The organism is Zafaria sp. Z1313 (genome assembly GCF_050563205.1).
Classification (GTDB): Bacteria; Actinomycetota; Actinomycetes; order Actinomycetales; family Micrococcaceae; genus JAZDCJ01.
Map to the genome: position 1 here is coordinate 146,678 of NZ_JBNWUK010000001.1, position 21,349 is coordinate 168,026.

The window sequence follows — 21,349 nt, forward strand, 5'->3', positions numbered from 1 at the left end:
GGAGTCATCCCGTGGTGTGAGGAACGCAGCGCCCCGATGCCGCACAATGGATAGGGAGCGCGACGCGGCCCGGGACCCGGGCGCCGCGCACCGCACCGGACGGGGCGGTTCGAGGTCGAGAGGGAGTCCAGCACGGTGGATGTCATCAACGAGGCGATCATCCAGGCGTCCAGCGCGTGGTGGATCCTGCCGGTCGTCTACCTCTTCTGCCTCATCGACGGGTTCTTCCCCGTCCTGCCGAGCGAGACCCTGATCGTCGGGCTCGCGAGCGTCGCCGTGGGGACGGGCACCCCGAACCTGCTCCTGCTCGGCCTCGTCGGCGCCCTCGGGGCCATGACAGGGGACCAGATCGCCTACCGGCTCGGCCGCGGGGTGGGCACCACGCGCTTCCGCTGGATGCGCACGCGGCGTGCCCGCAAGGTCTTCGCGTTCGCGCAGCACGAGCTCATGAAACGCGGGGCGCTGCTGATCTTCACGGCCCGCTACATCCCGATCGGCCGGGTCGCGGTGAACTTCACGGCGGGGGCGACGCGCTACTCGCTCACCCGCTTCACGATCCTCGACGTCTTCGGCTGCCTCGTCTGGGGCGCCTACTCCGTGGCCATCGGCGCCGTCGCGGGGAACTGGATCGAGCACAACAAGCTGCTCGGGATCGGCCTGTCGGTCGTCATCGCCGTCGTCCTCGGCTACGTCCTGGACCGGATCGTCTACGCGATCCTCAAGCGCCTGGGCAAGCCGACGGAGGCCCCCGAGTACGAGCTCGTGCACGCCCGCCACGAGCCGGCCGACGCGCTGCGGGACTAGCCGGTTCCGCGCCGACGGCCCGGCCAGTAGGCTGGAGCCGTGACTGACGAGCTGATCCACACCGCGTACTCTCCCGACTTCGACTTCCGCAGCCTGCCCAAGGTCTCGCTGCACGACCACCTGGACGGCGGGCTGCGGCCCGCCACGATCATCGAGCTGGCCGCCGAGGCCGGCCACGAGCTGCCGAGCACCGATCCCACCGCCCTCGGGGAATGGTTCCGCGAGTCCGCCGATTCCGGGTCCCTCGAGCGCTATCTCGAGACCTTCGACCACACCATCGCCGTCATGCAGACCCGCGAGGGCCTGGCCCGCGTCGCGCGCGAGTTCGTCGAGGACCTGGCCGACGACGGCGTGGTCTACGGCGAGGTGCGCTGGGCCCCCGAGCAGCATCTGCGCAACGGGCTCAGCCTGGACGACGCCGTCGAGGCCGTCCAGGAGGGCCTCGAGGCCGGCATCGAGGCCGTGACGGCGAGCGGCCGGCCGATCCAGGTCGGCCAGCTCATCACCGCCATGCGGCACGCCGACCGCGGCACCGAGATCGCCGAGCTCGCGCTGCGCCACCGCAGCCGCGGGGCCGTCGGCTTCGACATCGCCGGCGCCGAGGACGGCTTCCCGCCGGCGCGCTTCGCCGACGCCTTCGAGCTCCTGGCCCGCAACTTCTTCCCCGCCACCGTGCACGCCGGCGAGGCCGCGGGCCTGGACTCCATCGCCGACGCGCTCGTCAACGGCCGCGCCCAGCGGCTCGGGCACGGCGTGCGCGTCGCCGAGGACATCGAGGTGCAGTTCGGCGGCGTCGACGACGACGGCGAGGAGGTCGGCGAGGACACCGGCCTCGTGACCCTCGGCCCGGTCGCCAACTGGGTCCGCGACCGCGGCATCGCGCTCGAGGTGTGCCCGTCGTCGAACCTGCAGACCGGGGCGACGGCGGCGTTCGGCGAGGGCATCGAGTCCCACCCCATCGACCTGCTGTACCAGACGGGCTTCAAGGTCACGGTCAGCCCGGACAACCGGCTCATGAGCGGGACGAGCCTGTCCGACGAGTTCGAGCTGCTCGTGGAGGCGTTCGACTACGACCTCGACGACCTCCTGGAGCTGACGCTGAACGCGGCCGAGGCAGCCTTCCTGCCGCTCGAGGAGAAGGAGGCCCTCGTGGAGTACATCAACGAGGCCTACGAGGAGCTCGGAGCCGGCGAGGACGAGGACGACGATGAATCGGGCTACGACGACTGAGCGCGTCCCCGACGCCGCCGAGGCCGTCCAGCGCCTCCTGGAGGTCGCCGACGCGTTGCGCCGGCACTGCCGCTGGACGGCCCGGCTGACGCACCGTTCGCTCGTGGAGTTCCTCGTCGAGGAGAGCTACGAGCTCCTCGAGAGCATCGAGGACGGGCACCCCGACGAGGCCCTGCGCGGCGAACTGGCCGACGTCCTGTTCCAGGTGGTCCTGCACGCGCGGATCGCCGAGGAGCGCGGGGCGTTCGGCTTCGCGGACGTCGTGGAGGAGCTGACGGAGAAGATGGTGCGCCGTAACCGGCACGTCTTCGCCCCCGACGGCACCCTGCGCGGCAGCTACCCGGATTCGGTCGAGGAGATCATCCGCGGTTGGGACCTCGCGAAGCGGGCCGAGCGGCCGGCGGACGCGGGACCCTTTGATTCGCTCCCGCGGCACCTCCCGGCCCTGGCGCTGGCGGCCAAAGCCCTGGACCGCGCGGAGCGCTGGGGGGCCGTCGCGGATCCGCGCCCTGGCCCGGACGACTTCGTCGCCACGGACCCGGCCGCCACGACCGCCCGGGGCCCGGCGGACGCGCCGGTCCCGGACCGCCCGCCGGCTCCCGCGTCGACGGCGCACCACGGCGCGCCCCGGAGCGAGGACGAGCTGGGGGAGCTGCTGCTGGACATCGTCCGCGCGGCGCGCCGCGACGGACTGGACGCCGAGCGGGCGCTGCGCACCGCCGTCGTCCGCTTCACCGAGGGGGAGCGGGGCACCGGGCCCCGCCCCGGGTTGGAAAGGTAGGGCCATGGGCGCATGGGGGATCGGGCCGTTGGAGAACGACGGCGGACTGGACTGGGTCCGGGAGCTCGCCGACGGCGGCACGGACGTCGAGTCGTTCCGCTCCGGCTTCGAGGGCGAGCTCGAGGACGGCTACATCGAGGCCCACGGAGACGGCGTGCTGGCCCTGCTGCGCGTCGCCCGGCTGCTGGACCGGGCCGACGGCGCCGACGACGGCCTGGAGGACGACGCCGGCGAGGGCCTCGAGACCGACCCGGAGCTGTTGCGCCCCGTCATGACGGGCGAGCTCCGCCTGTGGCTCGTCGAGGCCGCCCAGAAGGTCATCGCGCCCGAGGGCTCGGAGCTGTACGACGCGTGGGCGGAGACGCCCGAGCTCAACGAATGGCTCGGGACCACGCGCGAGGACATCGACCAGGTGCGCAACACCCTCTGATGCGCCGCGCAACGAACTTCACGCCCCGGCCGCGGCCCGCGCTACTCTAGTGGCTGAGGTCACCCGTCCCGCTGGCGCGGCGGGACCCGCGATGTCCCACCCACCACGAAGGAGCACCTTCCCATGGCCCTGATCGATGCCATCCACGCCCGCGAGATCCTCGATTCCCGCGGCAACCCGACCGTCGAGGTCGAGGTCCTGCTCTCCGACGGCTCCCTGGGCCGCGCGGCCGTCCCCTCCGGCGCCTCCACGGGCGAGTACGAGGCGGTCGAGCTCCGCGACGGCGACAAGGACCGCTACCTCGGCAAGGGCGTCCGCAAGGCCATCGAGGCCGTGCTCGAGACCATCCAGCCCGCGCTCACCGGCCTGGACGCCACGGACCAGCGCGCGATCGACCAGACGATGATCGACCTGGACGGCAACGCCAACAAGGGCACCCTGGGCGCCAACGCCATCCTGGGCGTCTCCCTCGCCGTCGCGAGCGCCGCGGCCGAGTCCTCGAACCTGCCGCTCTACAAGTACCTCGGCGGCCCGAACGCCCACGTGCTGCCCGTCCCGCTCATGAACATCCTCAACGGCGGCTCCCACGCGGACTCCGACGTCGACATCCAGGAGTTCATGATCGCCCCGATCGGTGCCGCGACCTTCTCCGAGGGCCTGCGCTGGGGCGTCGAGGTCTACCACGAGCTCAAGTCCGTGCTCAAGGGCCGCGGGCTCTCCACGGGCCTGGGCGACGAGGGCGGCTTCGCCCCGAACCTGCCGAGCAACCGCGCCGCGCTCGAGCTGATCTCCGAGGCCATCACCAACGCCGGCTACACCCCGGGCGAGGACATCGCGATGGCCCTGGACGTCGCCTCCTCCGAGTTCTACGAGAACGGCGCCTACCAGTTCGAGGGCAAGGCCCTCTCCGCCGCCGAGATGAGCGACTACTACGCGCAGCTCGTCGCCGACTTCCCGCTCGTCTCCATCGAGGACCCGCTCGACGAGAACGACTGGGACGGCTGGAAGACCCTCACCGACGCGATCGGCGACAAGGTCCAGCTCGTCGGCGACGACCTGTTCGTCACCAACCCGGAGCGCCTCCAGGACGGGATCGACCGCGGCACCGCGAACTCCCTGCTCGTCAAGGTCAACCAGATCGGCTCGCTGACCGAGACCCTCGACGCCGTGTCCCTGGCCCAGCGCTCCGGCTACACCACGATCACCTCCCACCGCTCCGGCGAGACCGAGGACACCACGATCGCGGACATCGCCGTGGCCACGAACGCCGGCCAGATCAAGACCGGCGCCCCGGCCCGCTCCGAGCGCGTCGCGAAGTACAACCAGCTGCTACGCATCGAGGAGGAGCTCGGCGACGCCGCGCGCTACGCCGGAAAGGGCGCCTTCCCGCGTTTCACCGCGTAGCCGGCACGCGAACCGCGTATGGTCTTGAGGGGAGCCGTCCGGCAGGACGGTTCCCCTCAGCTTTCGACGCGCGAGACCGGTAGGAGACAGATGGCCACCCGACGCCCGAACATGCCGCGCGCCAACCGCGCCACGGGGGAGCGGCAGGGCACCGGCACGAATGCGGCACCGGGCACGGCGCCGGGCCTGGCGCCGGGGGCGGGCGGACGCGGCACCCGCGGATCCGGAGGCCCGGCCGGAGCCCGGCCGTCCTCGGCCAAGGTCATCCCGCTCGGGGCCGTCCCGTCGAGCGAGCCGGACACCGGGCGCCCGTCCGCGCCCGCGCGGAGCAGCCAGGATCCGGCGTCGGAGCCGTCGCTGGCCACCTCGGCGGCCCGCGGCACCTCGCGCGTTGCGGGGGCCTCCCAGCCGGATCAGCCGCGGAAGGCCTCCGCGGCCCGTCCCGCCCGGACCGCACAGCGCGGACCGGCGTCGTCCGCGTCCCCCCGGGACGGGGCGCCCGCCCGCCCCACGCCGCCGTCGGCGCGGAAGCCGGCGCGGAAGGCCAACGCCCCCCGGTCCGAGCGCCGCCTGCGTGAGCGTGCCGAGCTCTCAGGGGCCATCCGCGCGCCCCGCGCCACGTCGAAGGGGCAGGAACCGCGCCCGGCGGGCCGGGAAGCGAAGGCCCAGCCGGCCGCGTCCCCGGTGCCGGCCCGCAGCTTCTCCGGCCGCCTCCTGGCCCTCGCCGTCGTGCTCGTGGCGATCACCATTCTCCTCCTGCCGAGCGTGGCCACCTACGCGGGCCAGCGGGCCGAGATGGCCCAGCTGCGCGAGACGATCGCCGTGCAGGAGGCCGAGCAGGCCGAGCTCAAGGAGCAGATCGCCCGCTGGGACGACCCGGTCTACATCCGCCAGCAGGCGCGGGAACGCATAAACTTGGTCATGCCCGGCGAGCGGAAGTACATGGTGGTCGGCGCCCCCGCGGAAGAGGAGCTCCCGGAGAACGCGAGCCCCGGCGACGTCCGTACGGACCTGCCCTGGGTGGACGCCCTCTGGGACACGGTCAAGCGCTCGGCCACCGACTAGCCGGGTCTCGGAAGAGCCCGGCCACCCAGCCCGCCGCCGCACGCCGCGGTCAGTCGACGAACAGAAGGAGGCCAGGTGCAGCCACCGGCCGGAACGCCCCGCCACGAAAGCCTCGACGAGCACCAGCGCGTACCCACCGGGGCGGATCTCGAGACGCTCAGCCGACAGCTGGGACGCCCGGTCCGCGACGTCGTCGAGATCGGCGCCCGCTGCGTCTGCGGCAATCCGCTCGTCGCCGTCACCGCGCCGCGGCTCTCCTCCGGGATTCCGTTCCCGACGACCTTCTACCTGACCCACCCCGTCATCACCGCCGCCGTCTCCCGCCTCGAGGCCGCCGGCGAGATGAACGCGATGAACGAGCGCCTGGCCTCCGACGCCGCCCTGGCATCCGCCTACCGTGCCGCCCACGAGGACTACCTCGCCGCGCGCGACGCGATCGGCGAGAGGACCGGCACCGGTCCCGTCCCCGAGATCAGCGGCGTGTCCGCGGGCGGCATGCCGGAGCGCGTCAAGTGCCTGCACGTCCTGGCCGGCCACTCGCTGGCCGCCGGCCCGGGCGTCAATCCGCTCGGCGACGAGACCCTGCAACGCATCGGCGCGTGGTGGACCGCGCAGGCGTGCGCCTGCGCGGGGGCCTGGGACACCGAGGCGCCCGCGCCGTCCCGCGACCGCAGCCGGCACGTGAAGACGCAGGAGCGGCAGGACCCCGAGGCCAAGAAGCGCGAGCGCGCCGAGGCGAGGGCGCGGCGCGAGGCGGGGGAGTCCTGATGCGCGTCGCCGCGATCGACTGCGGGACCAACTCCATCCGCCTCCTCGTCGCCGACGTGTACGAGGAGGACGGCGCCACGCGCCTGCGCGACGTCGTGCGGCTCATGCGCGTCGTCCGGCTCGGCCAGGGCGTCGACGCAACGGGCCGGCTGGCGCCCGAGGCGCTCGAGCGGACCTTTGCGGCGCTGGATGAATACGTCGGCCTCATCCGCGACCACGGCGCCGAACGCGTGCGCTTCGTCGCGACCTCCGCCACGCGCGACGCCTCCAACCGCGACGAGTTCGCCGACGGAGTCCGCGCACGGCTCGGTGCCGGGCCCGAGGTGGTCACGGGAGAGGAAGAGGCCGCTCTGAGCTTCGCCGGCGCGGTGTCCGTCTACCCGCCGGCCGACGGCGAACGCGTCCTCGTCGTCGACCTCGGCGGCGGCTCGACGGAGTTCGTCGTGGGCGGCGCCGGCGGGGTCCTCGCGGGACGAAGCACCAACATGGGCTGCGTGCGCTTCACCGAGCGCTTCCTGCCCTCCGACCCGCCGGGCCGCCAGGAGGTCGCCGCCGCCGAGGCCGAGGTCGAGCGCCTCCTCGACGGCGTCGCCGCCGACGTGCCGCTGGGCACGGTGGACCGCGTCATCGGCGTCGCAGGCTCCATCACGACCGTGACGGCCCATGCCCTCGACCTCGACGCGTACCGCTCCGAGCGGATCGACGGCGCGGAACTGCCGCTGGGCGTGGTCGAGGCGGCCGCGGAGGAGCTCATCGCCCTGCCGCGGGACCACCGGGCCTCCCTGCCCTTTATGCACCCGGGCCGGGTCGACGTCATCGGCGCAGGGGCCCTGATCTGGCGCTGCATCCTGCGCCGCCTCGACGCCGAGACGTCCGGCCGCGTGCGCACCGCCATGGCCAGCGAACACGATATCCTTGACGGCATTGCCCTGGGGCTGGCCGGAAGGATCGGCTGAACCCCGGTGCCCACCGTTCCCGACCACCGAGGAGTCCGTCGATGAGGCCACGCGGTTCCGGCGTCATGGGCGCCCTCGCCGCCGTCGTCCTCGCGGCCGGGCTCGCCCTCGGCGGGGCGCCCGCGGCCCTCGCCGACCCGATCCGCGAGCAGCAGTACTGGCTCGAGGACTACGGGATCGAGGCGGCGTGGAAGGACACGAAGGGCGCCGGCGTGAAGGTCGCGGTCATCGACACCGGCGTCGACACGGAGCACCCGGACCTCGTCGGCAACGTGGCGGGCGGGATCGACGTGTCCGGAAGCGGCGAGCCCGACGGCTCCGGGCCCATCGGGGCGAGGCCCGAGCACGGGACCCTCGTCGCCACGATGCTCGCGGGGCACGGGAACAACAAGCTCGAGATCGCCTGGGCGAAGGCCGAGGCGGAGCAGCAGCGCATCGCCTACGAGCGCGCAGTCGCCGACGCCGAGGAACACGACGAGGACCCGCCCGCCGAACCCGAGCCCATCGAGATCCCGGAGCCGGGCCCCGGCCCCGACGGCGTCATCGGCGTGGCCCCGGAGGCCCAACTGCTCACGGTTTCCCTGTGGCTCGGCAGCACCAACCCCGGCGGCGTCAGTGTCGAGGAGCAGGTCCCGAAGGCGCTGCGGTGGGCCGTGGACCAAGGGGCGAAGGTCGTGAACCTCTCCCTCGGATCCACCACGACCGACTGGCCGCGCAGCTGGGACGACGCGTTCCTCTACGCGGAACAGCAGGACGTCGTGGTCGTCGCCGCGGCCGGCAACCGGGCCGGCGGCATGATCCAGGTCGGCGCCCCCGCGACCATTCCCGGCGTCCTGACCGTGGCCGGCGTGGACCGCGACGGCAAGGCGAGCTGGGATTCCTCCACGCAGGGCATCAGCATCGGCGTCTCGGCCCCGGCCGACCCGCTGGTCGGCGGCATGCCCGGCGGCGGCTACGCCGAGTGGACGGGGACCTCCGGGGCCGCGCCGCTCGTCGCCGGCGTCGCCGCGCTGATCCGCTCCAAGCACCCCGAGCTGTCCGCCGGGCAGGTCGTGAACCGGATCCTCGCCACGGCGAAGGACACGGGCGCGCCCGGGGTGGACAACCTCTACGGCTTCGGGCTGCTCGATGCCGACGCCGCAGTCAACGCCGACGTCGCCGACTCCGGGGCCAATCCGCTCGGGACCATCGCCGAGTGGATCCGGGTGCACCGGCGCGGTGCAGGGGATCCCGGCGAATCCTCGACGCCGACGGCCGTCCCCAGCGTGGACTCCACCGTTCCGCCCGCGGCCGCGCCCAGCCCGCGGGAACCCGCCAGACCCGGGGCCGGGCTGCCCCAGGTCCTCGTCCTCGGCGGTGGTGCGCTGCTCGTGGCGATGCTGGCAGCCGCGGCCGTCCACGCGGGCATCACCCGCCGCGCGCTGCGCCGCCGAAAGGCGGCCGAGGTGACGGTCGCGGCCGGCTCGTGGGGCCCCGCGGAGGACGGCCACGACGCCTTCGACGACGTCCCCGAAGGGCGCTAGTGAAGATTTTCACAAAATAGCCGGGCGCGGCTATCATGGAGGCATGCCAAACTCACTCCAGCTTTCTGACCGCCCGCGCATCCTCGTCGTCGGCGGAGGCTATGTCGGCCTGTACGTCGCGATGAAGCTGCAGAAGAAGGTCAAGGCCCACGGCGGCATCGTGACCGTCGTCGACCCGCTGCCGTACATGACCTACCAGCCGTTCCTGCCCGAGGTGGCCGGTGGCCAGATCGAGGCGCGGCACGCCATCGTCTCCCACCGCACGCACCTGCAGGACGCCGAGCTCATCACCGGCCGCGTCACCGCCGTCGACCACGCGAACCGCAAGGCCGTCGTCGTCCCGGCCTCCGGCGAGCCGTTCGAGCTCGAGTACCGCGACGTCGTGATGGCCGCCGGCGCCGTCACCCGCACCTTCCCGATCCCGGGCCTGGCCGAGGCCGGCATCGGCCTGAAGACCATCGAAGAGGCCGTCGCGCTGCGCAACAAGGTCCTCGAGCGCATCGAGACCGCCTCCGTCATGACCGACGAGTCGGCCCGCGCGCGGGCCCTGACGTTCACCGTGGTCGGCGGCGGCTTCGCCGGCATCGAGGCCATCACCGAGATCGAGGACATGGCGCGCGCCGCGGCCCGCAAGAACGGCCGCATCGCCGACGGCGAGCTGCGCTTCGTCCTCGTCGAGGCCATGGGCCGCATCATGCCCGAGGTCACCGCCGAGCAGGCCGAGTGGGTCGTGGAGCACATGCGCTCCCGCGGCATCGAGGTCCTGCTCAACACCTCCCTGGCCAAGGCCGAGGACGGCGTGCTGGAGCTCATCAACATGGCCGACAAGTCCCCGGCCGGGACCTTCGGCGCCGACACCCTCATCTGGACCGCCGGCGTCATGGCCAACCCGATGGTCCGCTCCACGGACTTCACGATCGAGCCGCGCGGCCGCATCAAGACCGGCCAGGACCTGCGCATCGTCGACGAGGACGGCAACCCGATCGAGGGTGCCTGGGCCGCCGGCGACATCTCCGCCGTTCCGGACGTCACGGGCGGCCTGCCGGACGGGACCTGCGTCCCGAACGCCCAGCACGCCGTGCGCCAGGCCAAGCGCCTCGCCAAGAACCTCTACGCGACCCGCTACGGCGTGGGCACCGTGAAGGTCTACAAGCACAAGAACCTCGGCGCCGTCGCCGGATTCGGCTCCTGGAAGGGCGTCGCCAAGGTCATGGGCGTCAAGCTCCGCGGCGTTCCCGCCTGGCTCGCGCACCGTGGATACCACGGCATGGCCATGCCGACGTTCGAGCGCAAGTTCCGCGTCGTCGGCGGCTGGTTCCTGAGCCTCTTCTGGGGCCGCGACACGACGCAGATCTCCGATCTCGAGACTCCGCGCCGCCAGTTCGTCGAGGCCGCCACCCCGGCCCCGAAGCCCGCCGAGAAGAATGACGGGCAGCCGGCCGAGAAGCCTGCCGACAAGCCGGTCGAGGCGAAGGCGGAGCCGGCCGAGGCCAAGTAGGCCGACGCTCCCGCCCGGAGGGCGGCGGAGGGACAACCCTTCCGCCGCCCTCCGGCGTTTCAGGTCGGAATTCCGTGCCGACCCGTCGCGGCCCGGGAACTCGGCGGCCGGTGTCCGTGGCGACGGCCGTCGCTTCACGTCGTCCAGCCGGCCGGGTCCCGGATTCCAGTACGCTGGAGGGGCGCCCCCATGGCCCAACTGGCAGAGGCAGGAGACTTAAAATCTCTGTGTTGTGGGTTCGAATCCCACTGGGGGTACTGAAAAACCGGGTCTGACGAGGTGTTCCGGAAACCGGGTCCGCGGCCCCGTCAGCGGACGTACTCGAAGTGCCACGCCTCGGCGTAGGGGGAGCCCTGCTCGAGGCGCTTGTGGTGCACCCAGCCCCACTGCTTCGAGTACTTCTTGAGCCACGTGTAGTACGCGCCGCCGAAACCGTAGGGCTTGGTCTCGGGGAAATCGATCGCGAGGCCCCAGCCGTGGCTCGACGTGCCGGGTCGGGCGGCGATCATCGGGCCCAGGTCCGTGTAGAGGTACCGCTGCATGCCGAGCGTGCGGTAGGTCAGGTCGACCTCGAGATCCCGTCCGAACTTCTTCTTGAAGGCCGCGTTCATCCGCGTCAGGTCCGCCAGCGCCGGCCCGGCGATGAGGTTCTTCTGCGGATCCCACGGGATCGCCACGAGCGCCGAGCTGGGCAGCTTCCCATTGGCCGAGCGGCGCAGCTGTGCCGCCGTCGTCTTGCCCTTCCACGCCGTCGCGCGGGGCTGCGTGCGGCGGAGGTCGGCGGTCCGCATCCAGCCGAGGGCTCCGGCGGTGCGGACGTAGGCCCAACCCGCCCGCGGCCCGTAGGCCTTCTCCAGCGCGGCATCGCGCCAGACCGGGGTGCCCGCGTAGAGGTCGGCGACCATGACGGCGCCCCCGGGAAGGTGGTAGAGGCGGACGCCGGAGGACCGCGTGAACCACAGGGCGGAGAGCGGCAGCCCGTTGCGCGTGGTCGTGTACTTCTCCTTCGTCTTCGCATGCGTCAGCACGGTGTGGGAGACGTAGGCGGTGCGCTGCTTCCAGGTCAGCCGGAACCAGCCGTTGGAGGCCCGCCCGGTCACCGCGAGCGTCGTGCCCTTCTTCGCGACTCCCAGGACCTTGTGCGACGTCGAGGCGCCGGAGCGGATGTTGACGTTCGCGAGCGTCGCCAGGCGCAGCTTGATGGGAACGACCGCCGCCTGTGCGGGCGCTGCCTGCAGGCCGGTGGCGCCCGCGACGAGGGTGGCGATCCCCGCGGCGAGGACCGTGCGGCGTGCGGCGGGGCCGGAGGTGGGCGGGAACGGGGTCGGCATGGTCGGGTCCTTTGACAAGTCGGGGCGGCGGGGGCGGGGTTCGTCGGGATACAAGCTAGCACCGCCGGTGCGCCATTGTTCTCCACGGTGAAGTCGGTGCTGCGATATCCGTCGCGGGACACCCTCGTCGCCCACGGAAATCGTGGTCGGCAGTTGATCCGAAGCAAATGTGATGGGAGTTACAAGGATGTAACAAAAAGTCCTTATCTTCGCCCCATTTCTGGGCTACCTTCTTCAGTAATCAGGAACCCCTGAGATGCGCATCACAGGGCCGGACCGGCCCTTGATCGAGGAGATTATTTTATGAATGCATCACGCGATGCCCGTTTTGCCCGCGGCGCCAAGCTGCTGGCCGCCGGTGCGGCCATTGCCCTGATGGCCACCGCCTGTGGCGGGTCCAATGGAGCCGGGACCGGAGGCGGCAACGGCGGAGGGGGCGACGGCGAGGCGCTCAAGCTCGGCAGCCTCCTGCCGACCACCGGCGCGCTCGCCTTCCTCGGCCCGCCGGAGATCGCCGGCGTCGACCTGGCCATCAAGGAAATCAACGAGGCCGGAGGGGTCAACGGCCAGGACGTCCAGATCGTCCACCGCGACTCCGGCGACACCACCACCAACATCGCCACCCAGTCCACCACCGACCTGTTGGGCCAGGGGGTCTCCGCGATCATCGGCGCCGCGTCCTCGGGCGTTTCCAAGACCGTCATCAACCAGATCACCGGCGAGGGAACCATCATGTTCTCCCCGGCGAACACCTCCCCGGACTTCACCGACTGGGACGACGACAACCTCTACTGGCGCACCGCCCCGTCCGACGTCATGCAGGGCCGCATCCTCGGCAACTTCATGGTCAGCCAGGGCGCCGCGAACGTCGGCATGATCGTCCTCAACGACGCCTACGGCACCGGTCTTGCCTCCAACATCAAGACCGCCGTCGAGGAAGCCGGCGGCCAGATCGTCGCCGAGCCGATGTTCAACGAGGGCGACTCCCAGTTCTCCGCCCAGGTCGACGACGTCGTGGCGGCCAACCCGGACGCGATCGCGGTGATCTCCTTCGACCAGTCGAAGCAGATCATCCCGCTGCTGATCCAGAAGGGCATCAGCCCGGAGCAGCTGTACTTCGTCGACGGCAACCTCTCCGACTACTCGGCCGACTTCGACCCGGGCACCCTCGAGGGCGCCTGGGGCACCCAGCCGGGTTCGTTCGCCAAGGACGACTTCAAGGCCCGCCTGGCCGAGGTCGACGACTCCCTCGAGGTCTGGAACTACGCCGGCGAGTCCTACGATGCGACCATCCTGATCGCGCTCGCAGCCGTCGCCGGCGGCGGCACGGATGCCCGCACGATCGCCGACAACCTCGTGGCCGTGTCCCGCGACGGTGAGAAGTGCAACGACTTCGCCTCGTGCAAGGCCCTGCTCGACGAGGGCAAGGACATCGACTTCGACGGCATCTCGGGACCGATCTCCTTCTCCGACAAGGGCGACGTCTCCGAGGGCATCATGGGCATCTACCAGTACGACGGGGACAACGTCCCGCAGCCGATCCAGGAAGAAGAGGGCTCGATCTAGAGCCGCCCATCACATCGCCCGCACTGTCGGGAAGGCCCGCCACGGATTCCGTGGCGGGCCTTCCCGCGTCGAGGGCACGGAGCCACCGCGATTCCCCTCACGCCCCGCCGACCCCGGGACGATCCCGCGGGGACATCCTGCGGCCCCGGCACCCGCAGCAGCCCGCTCCCTGCTCGCCAGAGGCCCTCCCTCATCCCCTCCGGCGGCGTCGGGATAGTTGTCGCTCAGCCGGCCTCTTTCCAGCCTTGACACCGACACCGCCGGGGCCGTGGGGCCGGGGCTGTGCGCGCCGGCCGATTCCCGTCCGCCAGGAGCCCTCCCTCATCCCCTCCCGCGGCGTCGGGGTAGTTGCCGGTCAGCCGGCCTCCTTCCAGCCTTGACGCCGGCACCGCCGGGTGGCGTGGAGCCGGGGCCGTGCGGGAGTCGGCCGCGCTCCCGGGCCCCGGCACGCGGAAAGCCCCGGACCATTGGTCCGGGGCCTTCCGAGGGCGTGCGGCGGGCTACTGGTCCGCTTCCGCCACCTTGTCGGCCAGGTCGCCGAGGTAGAGCTTGATGACCTGGGGGTCCTTCATGAGCTCGCGGCCCGTCCCCGTGTACGCGTCGCGTCCCTGGTCCAGCACGTAGGCGCGGTCGCAGATCTGCAGGCAGCGCCGGGCGTTCTGCTCGACCATGATCACGCTCACGCCGGCGCGGTTGATCTCGTGGACGCGCAGGAACGTCTCGTCCTGCTTCACGGGGGAGAGGCCGGCCGAGGGCTCGTCGAGCAGCAGCACCGCGGGATCCATCATCAGGGCCCGCCCCATGGCGACCATCTGCCGCTCGCCGCCGGAGAGCGAACCCGCCCGCTGCGCGCGCCGCTTGCCGAGCTCCGGGAAGAGCGACGTGACGAAGTCGAAGCGGTGGGAGAAGTCCTTCGGGCGCTGGTACATGCCCATCTGGAGGTTCTCCTCGATCGACAGCGACGGGAAGACGTTGTTCGTCTGCGGGACGAACCCGACGCCGCGGGAGACGAGCTTGTTCGCCTTGAGCCCGGTGAGGTCCTGCCCGCGCACCACGACGGTGCCCGAGTGGACCTTGACGAGCCCGAACATGGCCTTGAGGAGCGTCGACTTGCCGGCGCCATTGGGACCGATGATGCCGATCAGCTCGCCCTTGCGGGCCTCGATGCTGCACCCATTCAGGATGTTGACGCCGGGCAGGTATCCGGCGACGAGGTCGGTGACGGTGACGACCGCCTCCGCCTGTTCCGTCGCGGCTTCGTCCCCGGTGGGATTCGTGGTCGTGTTCATGCCTTGTCCTCCTTGCCCTCGGTGCCGGCGTCGTCGTGGCCCGCGGTTCCCTCCACGCCCTCGCCGAGCTCGATCGAGCCGGCGTCGACGTCGCCGAGGATGCCGGCATCCTCGGTTCCGACGACGGATTCCTCGTCCTGCGCCAGCTGCTCCTCGAGCGCCTCGACGCCCGCGTCGGAACCCAGGTCGACGTCGTGGTGCGCGCCCAGGTAGGCGTCGATCACGGCCTGGTCCTTCATGACGATCCCCGGCGGGCCCTCGGCCACGACCTTGCCCTCCGCCATCACGACGACCCAGTCGGCGATGTGGCGGACCATGTGCATGTCGTGCTCGACGAACAGCACGGTCATGCCCTCGGCCTTCAGGTTCTTGATGTGGTCCAGGAGCGACTGGGTCAGGGCCGGGTTCACGCCCGCCATGGGCTCGTCGAGCATCACGAGCTTCGGGTTGGTCATGAGCGAGCGCGCCATCTCGAGGAGCTTGCGCTGGCCGCCCGAGAGCGATGCGGCGTAGTCCTCGCGTTTGGCGTCGAGCTTGAACTTCTCGAGCAGCACGTCGGCGTTCCGTGTGATCTCGTCCTCGCGGCCGCTCCAGATCCAGCGGAACATGGCCTTGAAGAGGCTCTCGCCCGGCTGCTTGTCCGCCCCGAGCCGCATGTTCTCGATGACCGTCAGCTTGCCCATGACCTTGGTGAGCTGGAAGGTGCGCACCATGCCCATGCGCGCCACGCGGTGCGGGGGCACGCCCGAGATCTTGGTCCCGTCGAACTCCCAGTCGCCCGAGTTGGGGGTGTCGAACCCCGTCAGGAGGTTGAAGAGCGTCGTCTTCCCGGCCCCGTTCGGGCCGATCAGCGCCGTGATCTTGTGCCGCGGGATCTCGAGGTAGTCGACGTCGACGGCGTTGAGCGCTCCGAAACTGCGTGTCACGTTCTTCGCGACGACGATGGGATCCCGCTTCTTGCAGCCGGGGCCGGTCTCCCCGGCGGCGATGGGGCGGGTGTCCGTCATGTAGTGGGACGGGTCGGCGACGGCCTGGGCCGTGCTTCCCGCGTCCGGCGCTGGTGTCTGTGCTGCGTGGCTCATGAGAACGCGAGCTCCTTCTTGTTGCCGAGGATGCCCTGGGGCCTGAAGACCATCAGGAGCATGAGCGCCACGCCGACGAGGATGTAGCGCAGCTGGCCGGCCTGGGCCGGGCTGAGGAACGTGACGATGCCGGCCTGGATGAGCCCGACGAGCAGGCCCTGGGTCAGGGACAGGACCACCCAGAAGATCATCGCGCCGATCACGGAGCCGAACACGGTGGCCATGCCGCCGAGCAGCAGCGCCGTCCACAGGAAGAACGTCAGCTCCGTGCCGTAGTTGGCGGGCTGGACGGCCCCTGTCGGCAAGGTGAAGAGGATGCCGGCGAGCGAACCGAAGATGCCGCCGATGACGAGCGCCTGCATCTTGTAGACGAAGACGTTCTTGCCGAGCGAGCGCACGGCGTCCTCGTCCTCCCGGATGCCCTTGAGGATGCGGCCCCACGGGCTGCGCATGAGCAGCCACACGGCCAGGGCGCACAGCAGCACGACGCTCCAGGCGACGACCGTGACCCACAGCGTCCGGTCGTTGAAGCGCAGCGGGCCGAGGTTGTAGGTGCCGGAGGAGAACGGGTTCAGCGCGTAGAAGCCGCGTTCGAAGTTCGCGAGGCCGTTGGCGGATCCGGTCACCCGCGTCAGCGAGTTCGTCGTGACGACGTAGCGGACGATCTCGGCCGCCGCGATCGTGACGATGGCCAGGTAGTCGGCCCGCAGCCTCAGGGTGGGGATGCCGAGCAGGAGCGCGAAGACGACCGAGCAGACGATGGCCGAGAGGACGGCCAGCGGCAACGGCGCGTTGAACGTCAGCGTCGAGATGGCGAAGCCGTAGGCGCCGACCGCCATGAACCCGGCCTGGCCGAAGTTCAGCAGGCCCGAGTAGCCGAAGTGCACGGCCAGGCCGAGCGCGCCCAGGGCGTAGGCGGCGGTGATGGGGCTGACGATCTCGCCGAGCGCGTTTCCGAGGATGAGTGCGAAGTCCATGGTTTCTCCTAACCCACGCGCTCTTTGCGGCCCAGGATGCCCTGGGGCCGGAAGAGGAGGACGGCGATCATGACGAACAGTGCGCCGACGTACTTCAGGTCGGCTTCGAGCCAGATGGTGGAGATCTCCACCATGAGGCCCACGAGGATCGAGCCGACGAGCGCGCCGAACACGGTGCCGAGCCCGCCGAGGGTGACGCCGGCGAAGATCAGCAGCAGGATCTGCTGGCCCATGTTGAAGGAGGCGCCGGGCCGGTAGTAGGCCCACAGGATCCCGCCGAGCGCGGCGAGCATGCCTCCGGCGACCCACACCATGCGGATCACGGCGTCGACGTCGATGCCGGAGGCAGAGGCGAGGGCGGGGTTGTCGGCGACGGCGCGGGTGGCCTTGCCGAAGCGGGTCTTGAGCAGCAGGATGCCCAGCAGGGTGATGACGACGGCCGAGATGATGAGCGAGGTCAGGTTGTTCCGCGTGATGGCCACGGTGCCGAACTCGATCACGGGGCTCTGCGCCCCGGGCAGCTGGCGGGTGGATCCGCCGAAGAAGAACTGGATGACGTAGCGCATCGCGAGGGCGAGGCCGATCGAGACGATCATCATCGGCACGAGGGCGGATCCGCGGCGGCGCAAGGGGCGCCAGAGGCCCCAGTCCTGCGCGTAGCCGAGGGCGCCGCCCAGGAGGACGGCGATGCCGAGCGCGAGCCAGACGGGCATTCCGGTGGCCGCGAGCCCGAACGCGGCGACGGCGCCGAAGGTGACCATCTCGCCGTGGGCGAAGTTGGTCAGCCCGGTCGTGCCGAAGATCAGGGAGAGTCCGACGGCGGCGAGGGCCAGCAGGAGCCCGAAGCTGAGTCCTGCGAGGGCCCGCTCGGCGAGCGTGTCCAGGAAGGTGGCTCCGCCCCCGGCCGCGACCTCGCCGACCTGGAAGATCACGCCGACGTTGGACGTGTTGCCGAAGGTGACGGTGCGGGGGTTCTGCTGTCCTTCGGCCAGCGGCGCCTCCTCGGGGAGGGTACTGGTGTCCAGCTCGACCGTGTACTGGGCCTTGACGGGGACGATGATCTCCCAGCGGCCGTTCTCGTCGGTGATCGACTCCCCGGTGAAGCCGTCGCCCGTGGCGGTGATTCTCACCCCCTGCAGCGGTTCCTGCGCGTGGCGGATGGTTCCGCGGATCGCTAGTTCCTGGGTGCTGGCCTGCGTGGCGGCCGCCGGCACGGATGCGGCGGCTGGCAGGGCGTTCGCCGCGGGGGCCAGGGCAAGCAGCGATGCCAGCATGGCCAGCATCAGTGCGCCCAGGATCCCCCAACGGGTCAGGCTGTGGGCATGACTCACGGTGTGGACCTCCAGTGTGGGGGCGGTTGCCCCCATGGACGGGAATGAACGGTGCGAGGATCCAGTCAGTGTGAGCTGAATCACTAGTGCCCTTATCGTAGTCCCACGAAGTTTCGCCCTAATCAAATTAATGTTTCCCGGAAGGTCGCAATCCGATAACGACGGCGGGGCGTCGCCGCCCGCGGGGATCGTCCGCGCGCCCCCGCGCGTTGAGACCGGTAGGCTAGTGACAAACACCACCGGAGGAGAACCACATGGCACTCGGGGGAAATCCCGTCTTCAACTCGAAGTCGTTCAAGGAGCAGATGCGTCCGCAGGGCGTTTCGGGAGCGGCCGTGGCGCAGCAGTCCACGCTGTCCGCGCAGCAGCTCGAGGAGCTCTACAACCAGCGTTCCGCCGGCCCCGCCGAGACGGGCCGGATGAGCGTCAACGACGTCGTCACCAAGACCCTGATGTGCTTCGGCGTCCTGCTCATCGGCGCCGTCGTCGGCTGGCAGCTGCCCGGGCTGATGCTCCCGGCGGTCCTGATCGGGCTCGTGCTCGGCTTGGTGAACAGCTTCAAGAAGGAGCCGTCGCCGGCCCTGATCCTCCTCTACGCGGGCGTCGAGGGAGTCTTCCTCGGCGGGCTCTCGGGCGTGCTGGAGACGATGTACCCGGGCATCGCGGTCCAGGCCGTGATCGCCACCCTCAGCGTCTTCGCCGTCACGCTCGTGCTCTACCGGTCGGGGAAGTACCGGGCCACCCCGAAGATGACCCGGATGTTCATGATCGCGATGGGCGCCTACCTGGTGTTCTCCCTCGTGAACCTCGGGCTCGTCCTCTTCGGCGTCACCGAGGGCATGTTCGGCCTGCGTCAGGGCTGGCTCGGACTCGCGATCGGCGCCCTCGCCGTCCTGCTGGCCACCTACGCCCTCGTCCTGGACTTCACCTCCATCGAGGAGGGCGTCCGCAACGGGGCGCCCGAGCGCTATTCCTGGACGGGCGCCTTCGGCCTGACCGTGACCATGGTCTGGCTCTACGTGGAGATCATCCGCATCATCGCGATCCTGCGCGGGAACGACTAGCACCACGCGCGACCACGCCCCGCCCGCTCGACGGGCCGCGGGAGACGGAGGCGGCACCCCGGCACGGGGTGCCGCCTCCGTCACGTATTCCCCGCGCGGCACATCATGGCGTTACCGTAAGTGCATGAACGCGCATGCAACGGATGAAGCCACGGCGTCCCACGTCACCGGCCGCCGGTTCGTCATCCGCAACGGCGGGGCGGAAGCCGAGATCGCGTCGCTCGCCGCGGCGCTGCGCGGCTACCGGCGGCAGGGCGTCGAGCTCGCGGAGCCCTTCGGACCCGACGAGCTGCCGCCGATGGGGTCCGGGATCCTGCTGGCGCCGTGGGGCAACCGCATCGAGGACGGACGCTGGACGCTCGACGGCGCGGTCCAACAGCTCGACATCACCGAGCCCTCCCGCGGGCACGCCTCCCATGGGCTGTTGCGCAACACCGGCTACCACGCGCTCGCCCAGGAACCCGGGCAGCTCCTGCTCGGCGCCGAGATCTTCCCCCAGCACGGCTTCCCGTTCCGGATGACGCACACGGTGCGCTACCGGCTCGACGACGACGGCCACCTGCACGTCGAGCAGGATCTGGTCAACCATTCCCGGGCAGTCGCCCCGGCCGCGCTGGGCGCCCACCCGTACCTGCGCATCGGGGACGTCCCGACGGAGCGGCTGCGGCTGACGGTCCCCGCCACGCGCTACCTCCAGGCCGACGAGCGGCTCATCCCGCGTGCCGTCGCCCCCCTCGACGGGGAGCACGACTTCACCCGGGGGCGCGCCCTCGACGGCATCCTGCTCGACTGCGCCTTCACGGGGCTCGAAGCCGACGCCGACGGGCTCGTCCGGCACCGGCTCGAGGCCCCGGACGGCCGGGCCGCGGCGCTGTGGACCGACGATGCATTCCCCTATGTGCATATCTTCGTCACCAACCAGTACCGAGGACGTCCGCTCGCCGTCGCGATCGAGCCGATGACCGCTCCGGCCAACGCCTTCAATTCCGGGGACGGCCTGCGCTGGCTCGCCCCGGGCGGGCGGCTGACCGCCCGGTGGGGGATCGAATCGTGGCTGTAGTCCCGGAACCGGTCCGCGGCGCGGACCAGGGCGTTCCCTACGGCGTCCGGGTCGCCGCGGCCTGGGCCTGGCGCGTGGCCGTCATCCTCGCCACCACGGGCCTCGTCGTGTGGCTGCTCAGCCACGTCTCCCTCCTGGTCATTCCCCTGATGATCGCCGCCCTGCTCGCCGGCCTACTGCTGCCCGCCGTGAAGTGGATGTGCCGCCTGCACGTCCCCAACGGCGTCGCGACGGGCGTGACCGTCGTCGTCTTCCTCGGCGTCGTCACGGGGTCGCTGACCCTCGTGGGCCGCACGATGGCCCAGGGCTTCGCGAGCCTGTGGCAACAGGCCCTCAAGGGCCTGACGCAGATCGAAGGCTGGCTGGCCACGGGTCCCCTGCAATTGAGCACGGAGGAGCTCCAGGGCTTCGTCAACGACGCCCTCGACCAGATCCAGGCCAACAGCAGCCAGATCGTCACCGGCGCCCTGTCGGCCGGTACCACGATCGGACACATCGCCGCCGGAACGCTCCTGGCGGTCTTCGCGTTGATCTTCTTCCTCCTCGAGGGCGAGAGGATCTGGCGCTTCGTGGTCCGCCTCTTCCCCCGTGCGGCCCGTCCGGCCGCCGACGGCGCCGGGCGCCAGGGCTGGCGCAGCCTCGTGAACTACGTGCGCGTGCAGCTCTTCGTCGCCTTCGTGGACGCCGTCGGCATCGGCGTCGGCGCGGCGATCCTCGGCGTCCCCCTCGCCCTGCCGCTCGCCGTGCTCGTGTTCATCGGCTCGTTCGTGCCCATCCTCGGCGCGCTCTTCACGGGCGCGGTCGCCGTGCTCCTGGCCCTCGTCGCCAACGGCTGGGTCAACGCCCTGATCATGCTCGCCGTCGTCCTGGCCGTCCAGCAGGCCGAGTCCCACATCCTCCAGCCGCTCGTGATGGGCAAGGCCGTGAGCCTGCACCCGCTCGCCGTCGTCCTCGCGGTCGCCGGCGGCTCGATGATCGCCGGCATCGCCGGCGCCCTGTTCGCCGTCCCCGTGATGGCCGTCCTGAATTCCGTCGTCCGCTACATCGCCTCCCGCGGCTGGGAGGGCCCGGCCGACGCGGACACGGGACCCCCGGACGAGCCGGCGCGCGCGGCCTCCGTTCCCCGCGCCCCGGCCCCCGCGGACCTCGACGGCGAAACCGTTCCCGACGCCGCCGACGGCCGTCCCTGA

19 protein-coding genes and 1 tRNA gene are annotated in these 21,349 nt (G+C 71.1%); 15 read left to right on the forward strand and 5 right to left on the reverse strand.

The annotated features are described in order from the left end of the window. Window positions 1-135: 135 nt before the first annotated feature. The 11 genes from ACQ3I4_RS00715 (at window position 136) to ACQ3I4_RS00765 (ending at window position 10,716) form a co-directional block, all read left to right on the forward strand. Window positions 136-804 carry a DedA family protein gene (locus tag ACQ3I4_RS00715; protein ID WP_329859698.1) on the forward strand — a complete coding sequence of 223 codons (669 nt, stop codon included), beginning with the start codon at window positions 136-138 and terminating at the stop codon, window positions 802-804. Window positions 805-843: 39 nt separating this feature from the next. Further along, the gene (locus ACQ3I4_RS00720; protein WP_329859700.1) at window positions 844-2,034 is read left to right on the forward strand and encodes an adenosine deaminase; all 1,191 of its coding nucleotides are present in this window, start codon (window positions 844-846) and stop codon (window positions 2,032-2,034) included. Continuing rightward, complete coding sequence (locus tag ACQ3I4_RS00725) at window positions 2,012-2,815, forward strand: MazG nucleotide pyrophosphohydrolase domain-containing protein (RefSeq protein ID WP_329859701.1); 804 nt, start codon at window positions 2,012-2,014, stop codon at window positions 2,813-2,815. Before ACQ3I4_RS00720 ends, ACQ3I4_RS00725 begins: the two co-directional genes overlap by 23 nt. Window positions 2,816-2,819: 4 nt before the next feature. Beyond that, on the forward strand, window positions 2,820-3,245 hold the full coding sequence (locus ACQ3I4_RS00730) for a DUF4259 domain-containing protein (RefSeq protein WP_329859702.1): 426 nt from the start codon (window positions 2,820-2,822) through the stop codon (window positions 3,243-3,245). 123 nt (window positions 3,246-3,368) lie between these two features. Continuing rightward, window positions 3,369-4,649 (forward strand): phosphopyruvate hydratase, encoded by a 1,281-nt coding sequence (gene eno, locus ACQ3I4_RS00735; RefSeq protein ID WP_329859703.1) that lies wholly within the window; start codon window positions 3,369-3,371, stop codon window positions 4,647-4,649. Between the two features lie 90 nt (window positions 4,650-4,739). Further along, window positions 4,740-5,714, forward strand: a complete 975-nt coding sequence (locus ACQ3I4_RS00740) for a septum formation initiator family protein (protein ID WP_329859704.1) — start codon at window positions 4,740-4,742, stop codon at window positions 5,712-5,714. Window positions 5,715-5,789: 75 nt separating this feature from the next. Then, complete coding sequence (locus ACQ3I4_RS00745) at window positions 5,790-6,482, forward strand: DUF501 domain-containing protein (protein WP_329859706.1); 693 nt, start codon at window positions 5,790-5,792, stop codon at window positions 6,480-6,482. Next, a complete protein-coding gene (locus ACQ3I4_RS00750; RefSeq protein ID WP_430632790.1) occupies window positions 6,479-7,438 on the forward strand; it encodes an exopolyphosphatase in 960 nt (319 codons plus the stop codon). The genes ACQ3I4_RS00745 and ACQ3I4_RS00750 overlap by 4 nt, the downstream gene beginning before the upstream one ends. Before the next feature lie 41 nt (window positions 7,439-7,479). Continuing rightward, window positions 7,480-8,961, forward strand: coding sequence for a S8 family peptidase (locus tag ACQ3I4_RS00755; protein ID WP_430632639.1), 1,482 nt, complete (start codon window positions 7,480-7,482; stop codon window positions 8,959-8,961). 43 nt (window positions 8,962-9,004) lie between these two features. Next, window positions 9,005-10,459: an NAD(P)/FAD-dependent oxidoreductase gene (locus ACQ3I4_RS00760; RefSeq protein WP_329859707.1), complete on the forward strand. Its 1,455-nt coding sequence runs from the start codon at window positions 9,005-9,007 to the stop codon at window positions 10,457-10,459. A 183-nt stretch (window positions 10,460-10,642) separates the two neighbouring features. Next, window positions 10,643-10,716 (forward strand) — tRNA-Leu (locus tag ACQ3I4_RS00765). Between the two features lie 51 nt (window positions 10,717-10,767). On the opposite strand, the gene ACQ3I4_RS00770 is transcribed toward ACQ3I4_RS00765, so the two are convergent. After that, window positions 10,768-11,790 (reverse strand): SH3 domain-containing protein, encoded by a 1,023-nt coding sequence (locus ACQ3I4_RS00770; RefSeq protein ID WP_329859708.1) that lies wholly within the window; start codon window positions 11,788-11,790, stop codon window positions 10,768-10,770. Between the two features lie 303 nt (window positions 11,791-12,093). Here ACQ3I4_RS00770 and ACQ3I4_RS00775 point away from each other — a divergent pair, with 303 nt between their 5' ends. Beyond that, window positions 12,094-13,356, forward strand: a complete 1,263-nt coding sequence (locus ACQ3I4_RS00775) for an ABC transporter substrate-binding protein (protein ID WP_329859710.1) — start codon at window positions 12,094-12,096, stop codon at window positions 13,354-13,356. 500 nt (window positions 13,357-13,856) lie between these two features. Here ACQ3I4_RS00775 and ACQ3I4_RS00780 read toward each other — a convergent pair whose 3' ends face one another. The 4 genes from ACQ3I4_RS00780 to ACQ3I4_RS00795 all read right to left on the reverse strand — a co-directional run bounded on the left by ACQ3I4_RS00780 (window position 13,857) and on the right by ACQ3I4_RS00795 (window position 17,987). Then, on the reverse strand, window positions 13,857-14,645 hold the full coding sequence (locus ACQ3I4_RS00780; protein ID WP_329859711.1) for an ABC transporter ATP-binding protein: 789 nt from the start codon (window positions 14,643-14,645) through the stop codon (window positions 13,857-13,859). Beyond that, a complete protein-coding gene (locus tag ACQ3I4_RS00785) occupies window positions 14,642-15,652 on the reverse strand; it encodes an ABC transporter ATP-binding protein (protein ID WP_329859810.1) in 1,011 nt (336 codons plus the stop codon). The genes ACQ3I4_RS00780 and ACQ3I4_RS00785 overlap by 4 nt, the downstream gene beginning before the upstream one ends. A gap of 71 nt (window positions 15,653-15,723) precedes the next feature. Continuing rightward, window positions 15,724-16,704: a branched-chain amino acid ABC transporter permease gene (locus ACQ3I4_RS00790; RefSeq protein WP_329859713.1), complete on the reverse strand. Its 981-nt coding sequence runs from the start codon at window positions 16,702-16,704 to the stop codon at window positions 15,724-15,726. Between the two features lie 8 nt (window positions 16,705-16,712). Continuing rightward, on the reverse strand, window positions 16,713-17,987 hold the full coding sequence (locus ACQ3I4_RS00795) for a branched-chain amino acid ABC transporter permease (protein WP_329859811.1): 1,275 nt from the start codon (window positions 17,985-17,987) through the stop codon (window positions 16,713-16,715). 302 nt (window positions 17,988-18,289) lie between these two features. Here ACQ3I4_RS00795 and ACQ3I4_RS00800 point away from each other — a divergent pair, with 302 nt between their 5' ends. The 3 genes from ACQ3I4_RS00800 to ACQ3I4_RS00810 all read left to right on the forward strand — a co-directional run bounded on the left by ACQ3I4_RS00800 (window position 18,290) and on the right by ACQ3I4_RS00810 (window position 21,349). After that, window positions 18,290-19,099 carry a Bax inhibitor-1/YccA family protein gene (locus tag ACQ3I4_RS00800; RefSeq protein WP_329859714.1) on the forward strand — a complete coding sequence of 270 codons (810 nt, stop codon included), beginning with the start codon at window positions 18,290-18,292 and terminating at the stop codon, window positions 19,097-19,099. A 124-nt stretch (window positions 19,100-19,223) separates the two neighbouring features. Further along, the gene (locus ACQ3I4_RS00805) at window positions 19,224-20,159 is read left to right on the forward strand and encodes an aldose 1-epimerase family protein (RefSeq protein WP_329859715.1); all 936 of its coding nucleotides are present in this window, start codon (window positions 19,224-19,226) and stop codon (window positions 20,157-20,159) included. After that, complete coding sequence (locus ACQ3I4_RS00810; protein ID WP_430632640.1) at window positions 20,150-21,349, forward strand: AI-2E family transporter; 1,200 nt, start codon at window positions 20,150-20,152, stop codon at window positions 21,347-21,349. The genes ACQ3I4_RS00805 and ACQ3I4_RS00810 overlap by 10 nt, the downstream gene beginning before the upstream one ends.

Excerpts from the sequence above, each read along its gene's own strand:
- ACQ3I4_RS00725 (WP_329859701.1), top strand. The coding sequence starts at position 2,012 with ATGAATCGGGCTACGACGACTGAGCGCGTCCCCGACGCCGCCGAGGCC.
- ACQ3I4_RS00730 (WP_329859702.1), top strand. The coding sequence starts at position 2,820 with ATGGGCGCATGGGGGATCGGGCCGTTGGAGAACGACGGCGGACTGGAC.
- eno (WP_329859703.1), top strand. The coding sequence starts at position 3,369 with ATGGCCCTGATCGATGCCATCCACGCCCGCGAGATCCTCGATTCCCGC.
- ACQ3I4_RS00740 (WP_329859704.1), top strand. The coding sequence starts at position 4,740 with ATGGCCACCCGACGCCCGAACATGCCGCGCGCCAACCGCGCCACGGGG.
- ACQ3I4_RS00755 (WP_430632639.1), top strand. The coding sequence starts at position 7,480 with ATGAGGCCACGCGGTTCCGGCGTCATGGGCGCCCTCGCCGCCGTCGTC.
- ACQ3I4_RS00760 (WP_329859707.1), top strand. The coding sequence starts at position 9,005 with ATGCCAAACTCACTCCAGCTTTCTGACCGCCCGCGCATCCTCGTCGTC.
- ACQ3I4_RS00770 (WP_329859708.1), bottom strand. The coding sequence starts at position 11,790 with ATGCCGACCCCGTTCCCGCCCACCTCCGGCCCCGCCGCACGCCGCACG.
- ACQ3I4_RS00775 (WP_329859710.1), top strand. The coding sequence starts at position 12,094 with ATGAATGCATCACGCGATGCCCGTTTTGCCCGCGGCGCCAAGCTGCTG.
- ACQ3I4_RS00780 (WP_329859711.1), bottom strand. The coding sequence starts at position 14,645 with ATGAACACGACCACGAATCCCACCGGGGACGAAGCCGCGACGGAACAG.
- ACQ3I4_RS00785 (WP_329859810.1), bottom strand. The coding sequence starts at position 15,652 with ATGACGGACACCCGCCCCATCGCCGCCGGGGAGACCGGCCCCGGCTGC.
- ACQ3I4_RS00790 (WP_329859713.1), bottom strand. The coding sequence starts at position 16,704 with ATGGACTTCGCACTCATCCTCGGAAACGCGCTCGGCGAGATCGTCAGC.
- ACQ3I4_RS00795 (WP_329859811.1), bottom strand. The coding sequence starts at position 17,987 with ATGCTGGCCATGCTGGCATCGCTGCTTGCCCTGGCCCCCGCGGCGAAC.
- ACQ3I4_RS00800 (WP_329859714.1), top strand. The coding sequence starts at position 18,290 with ATGGCACTCGGGGGAAATCCCGTCTTCAACTCGAAGTCGTTCAAGGAG.
- ACQ3I4_RS00805 (WP_329859715.1), top strand. The coding sequence starts at position 19,224 with ATGAACGCGCATGCAACGGATGAAGCCACGGCGTCCCACGTCACCGGC.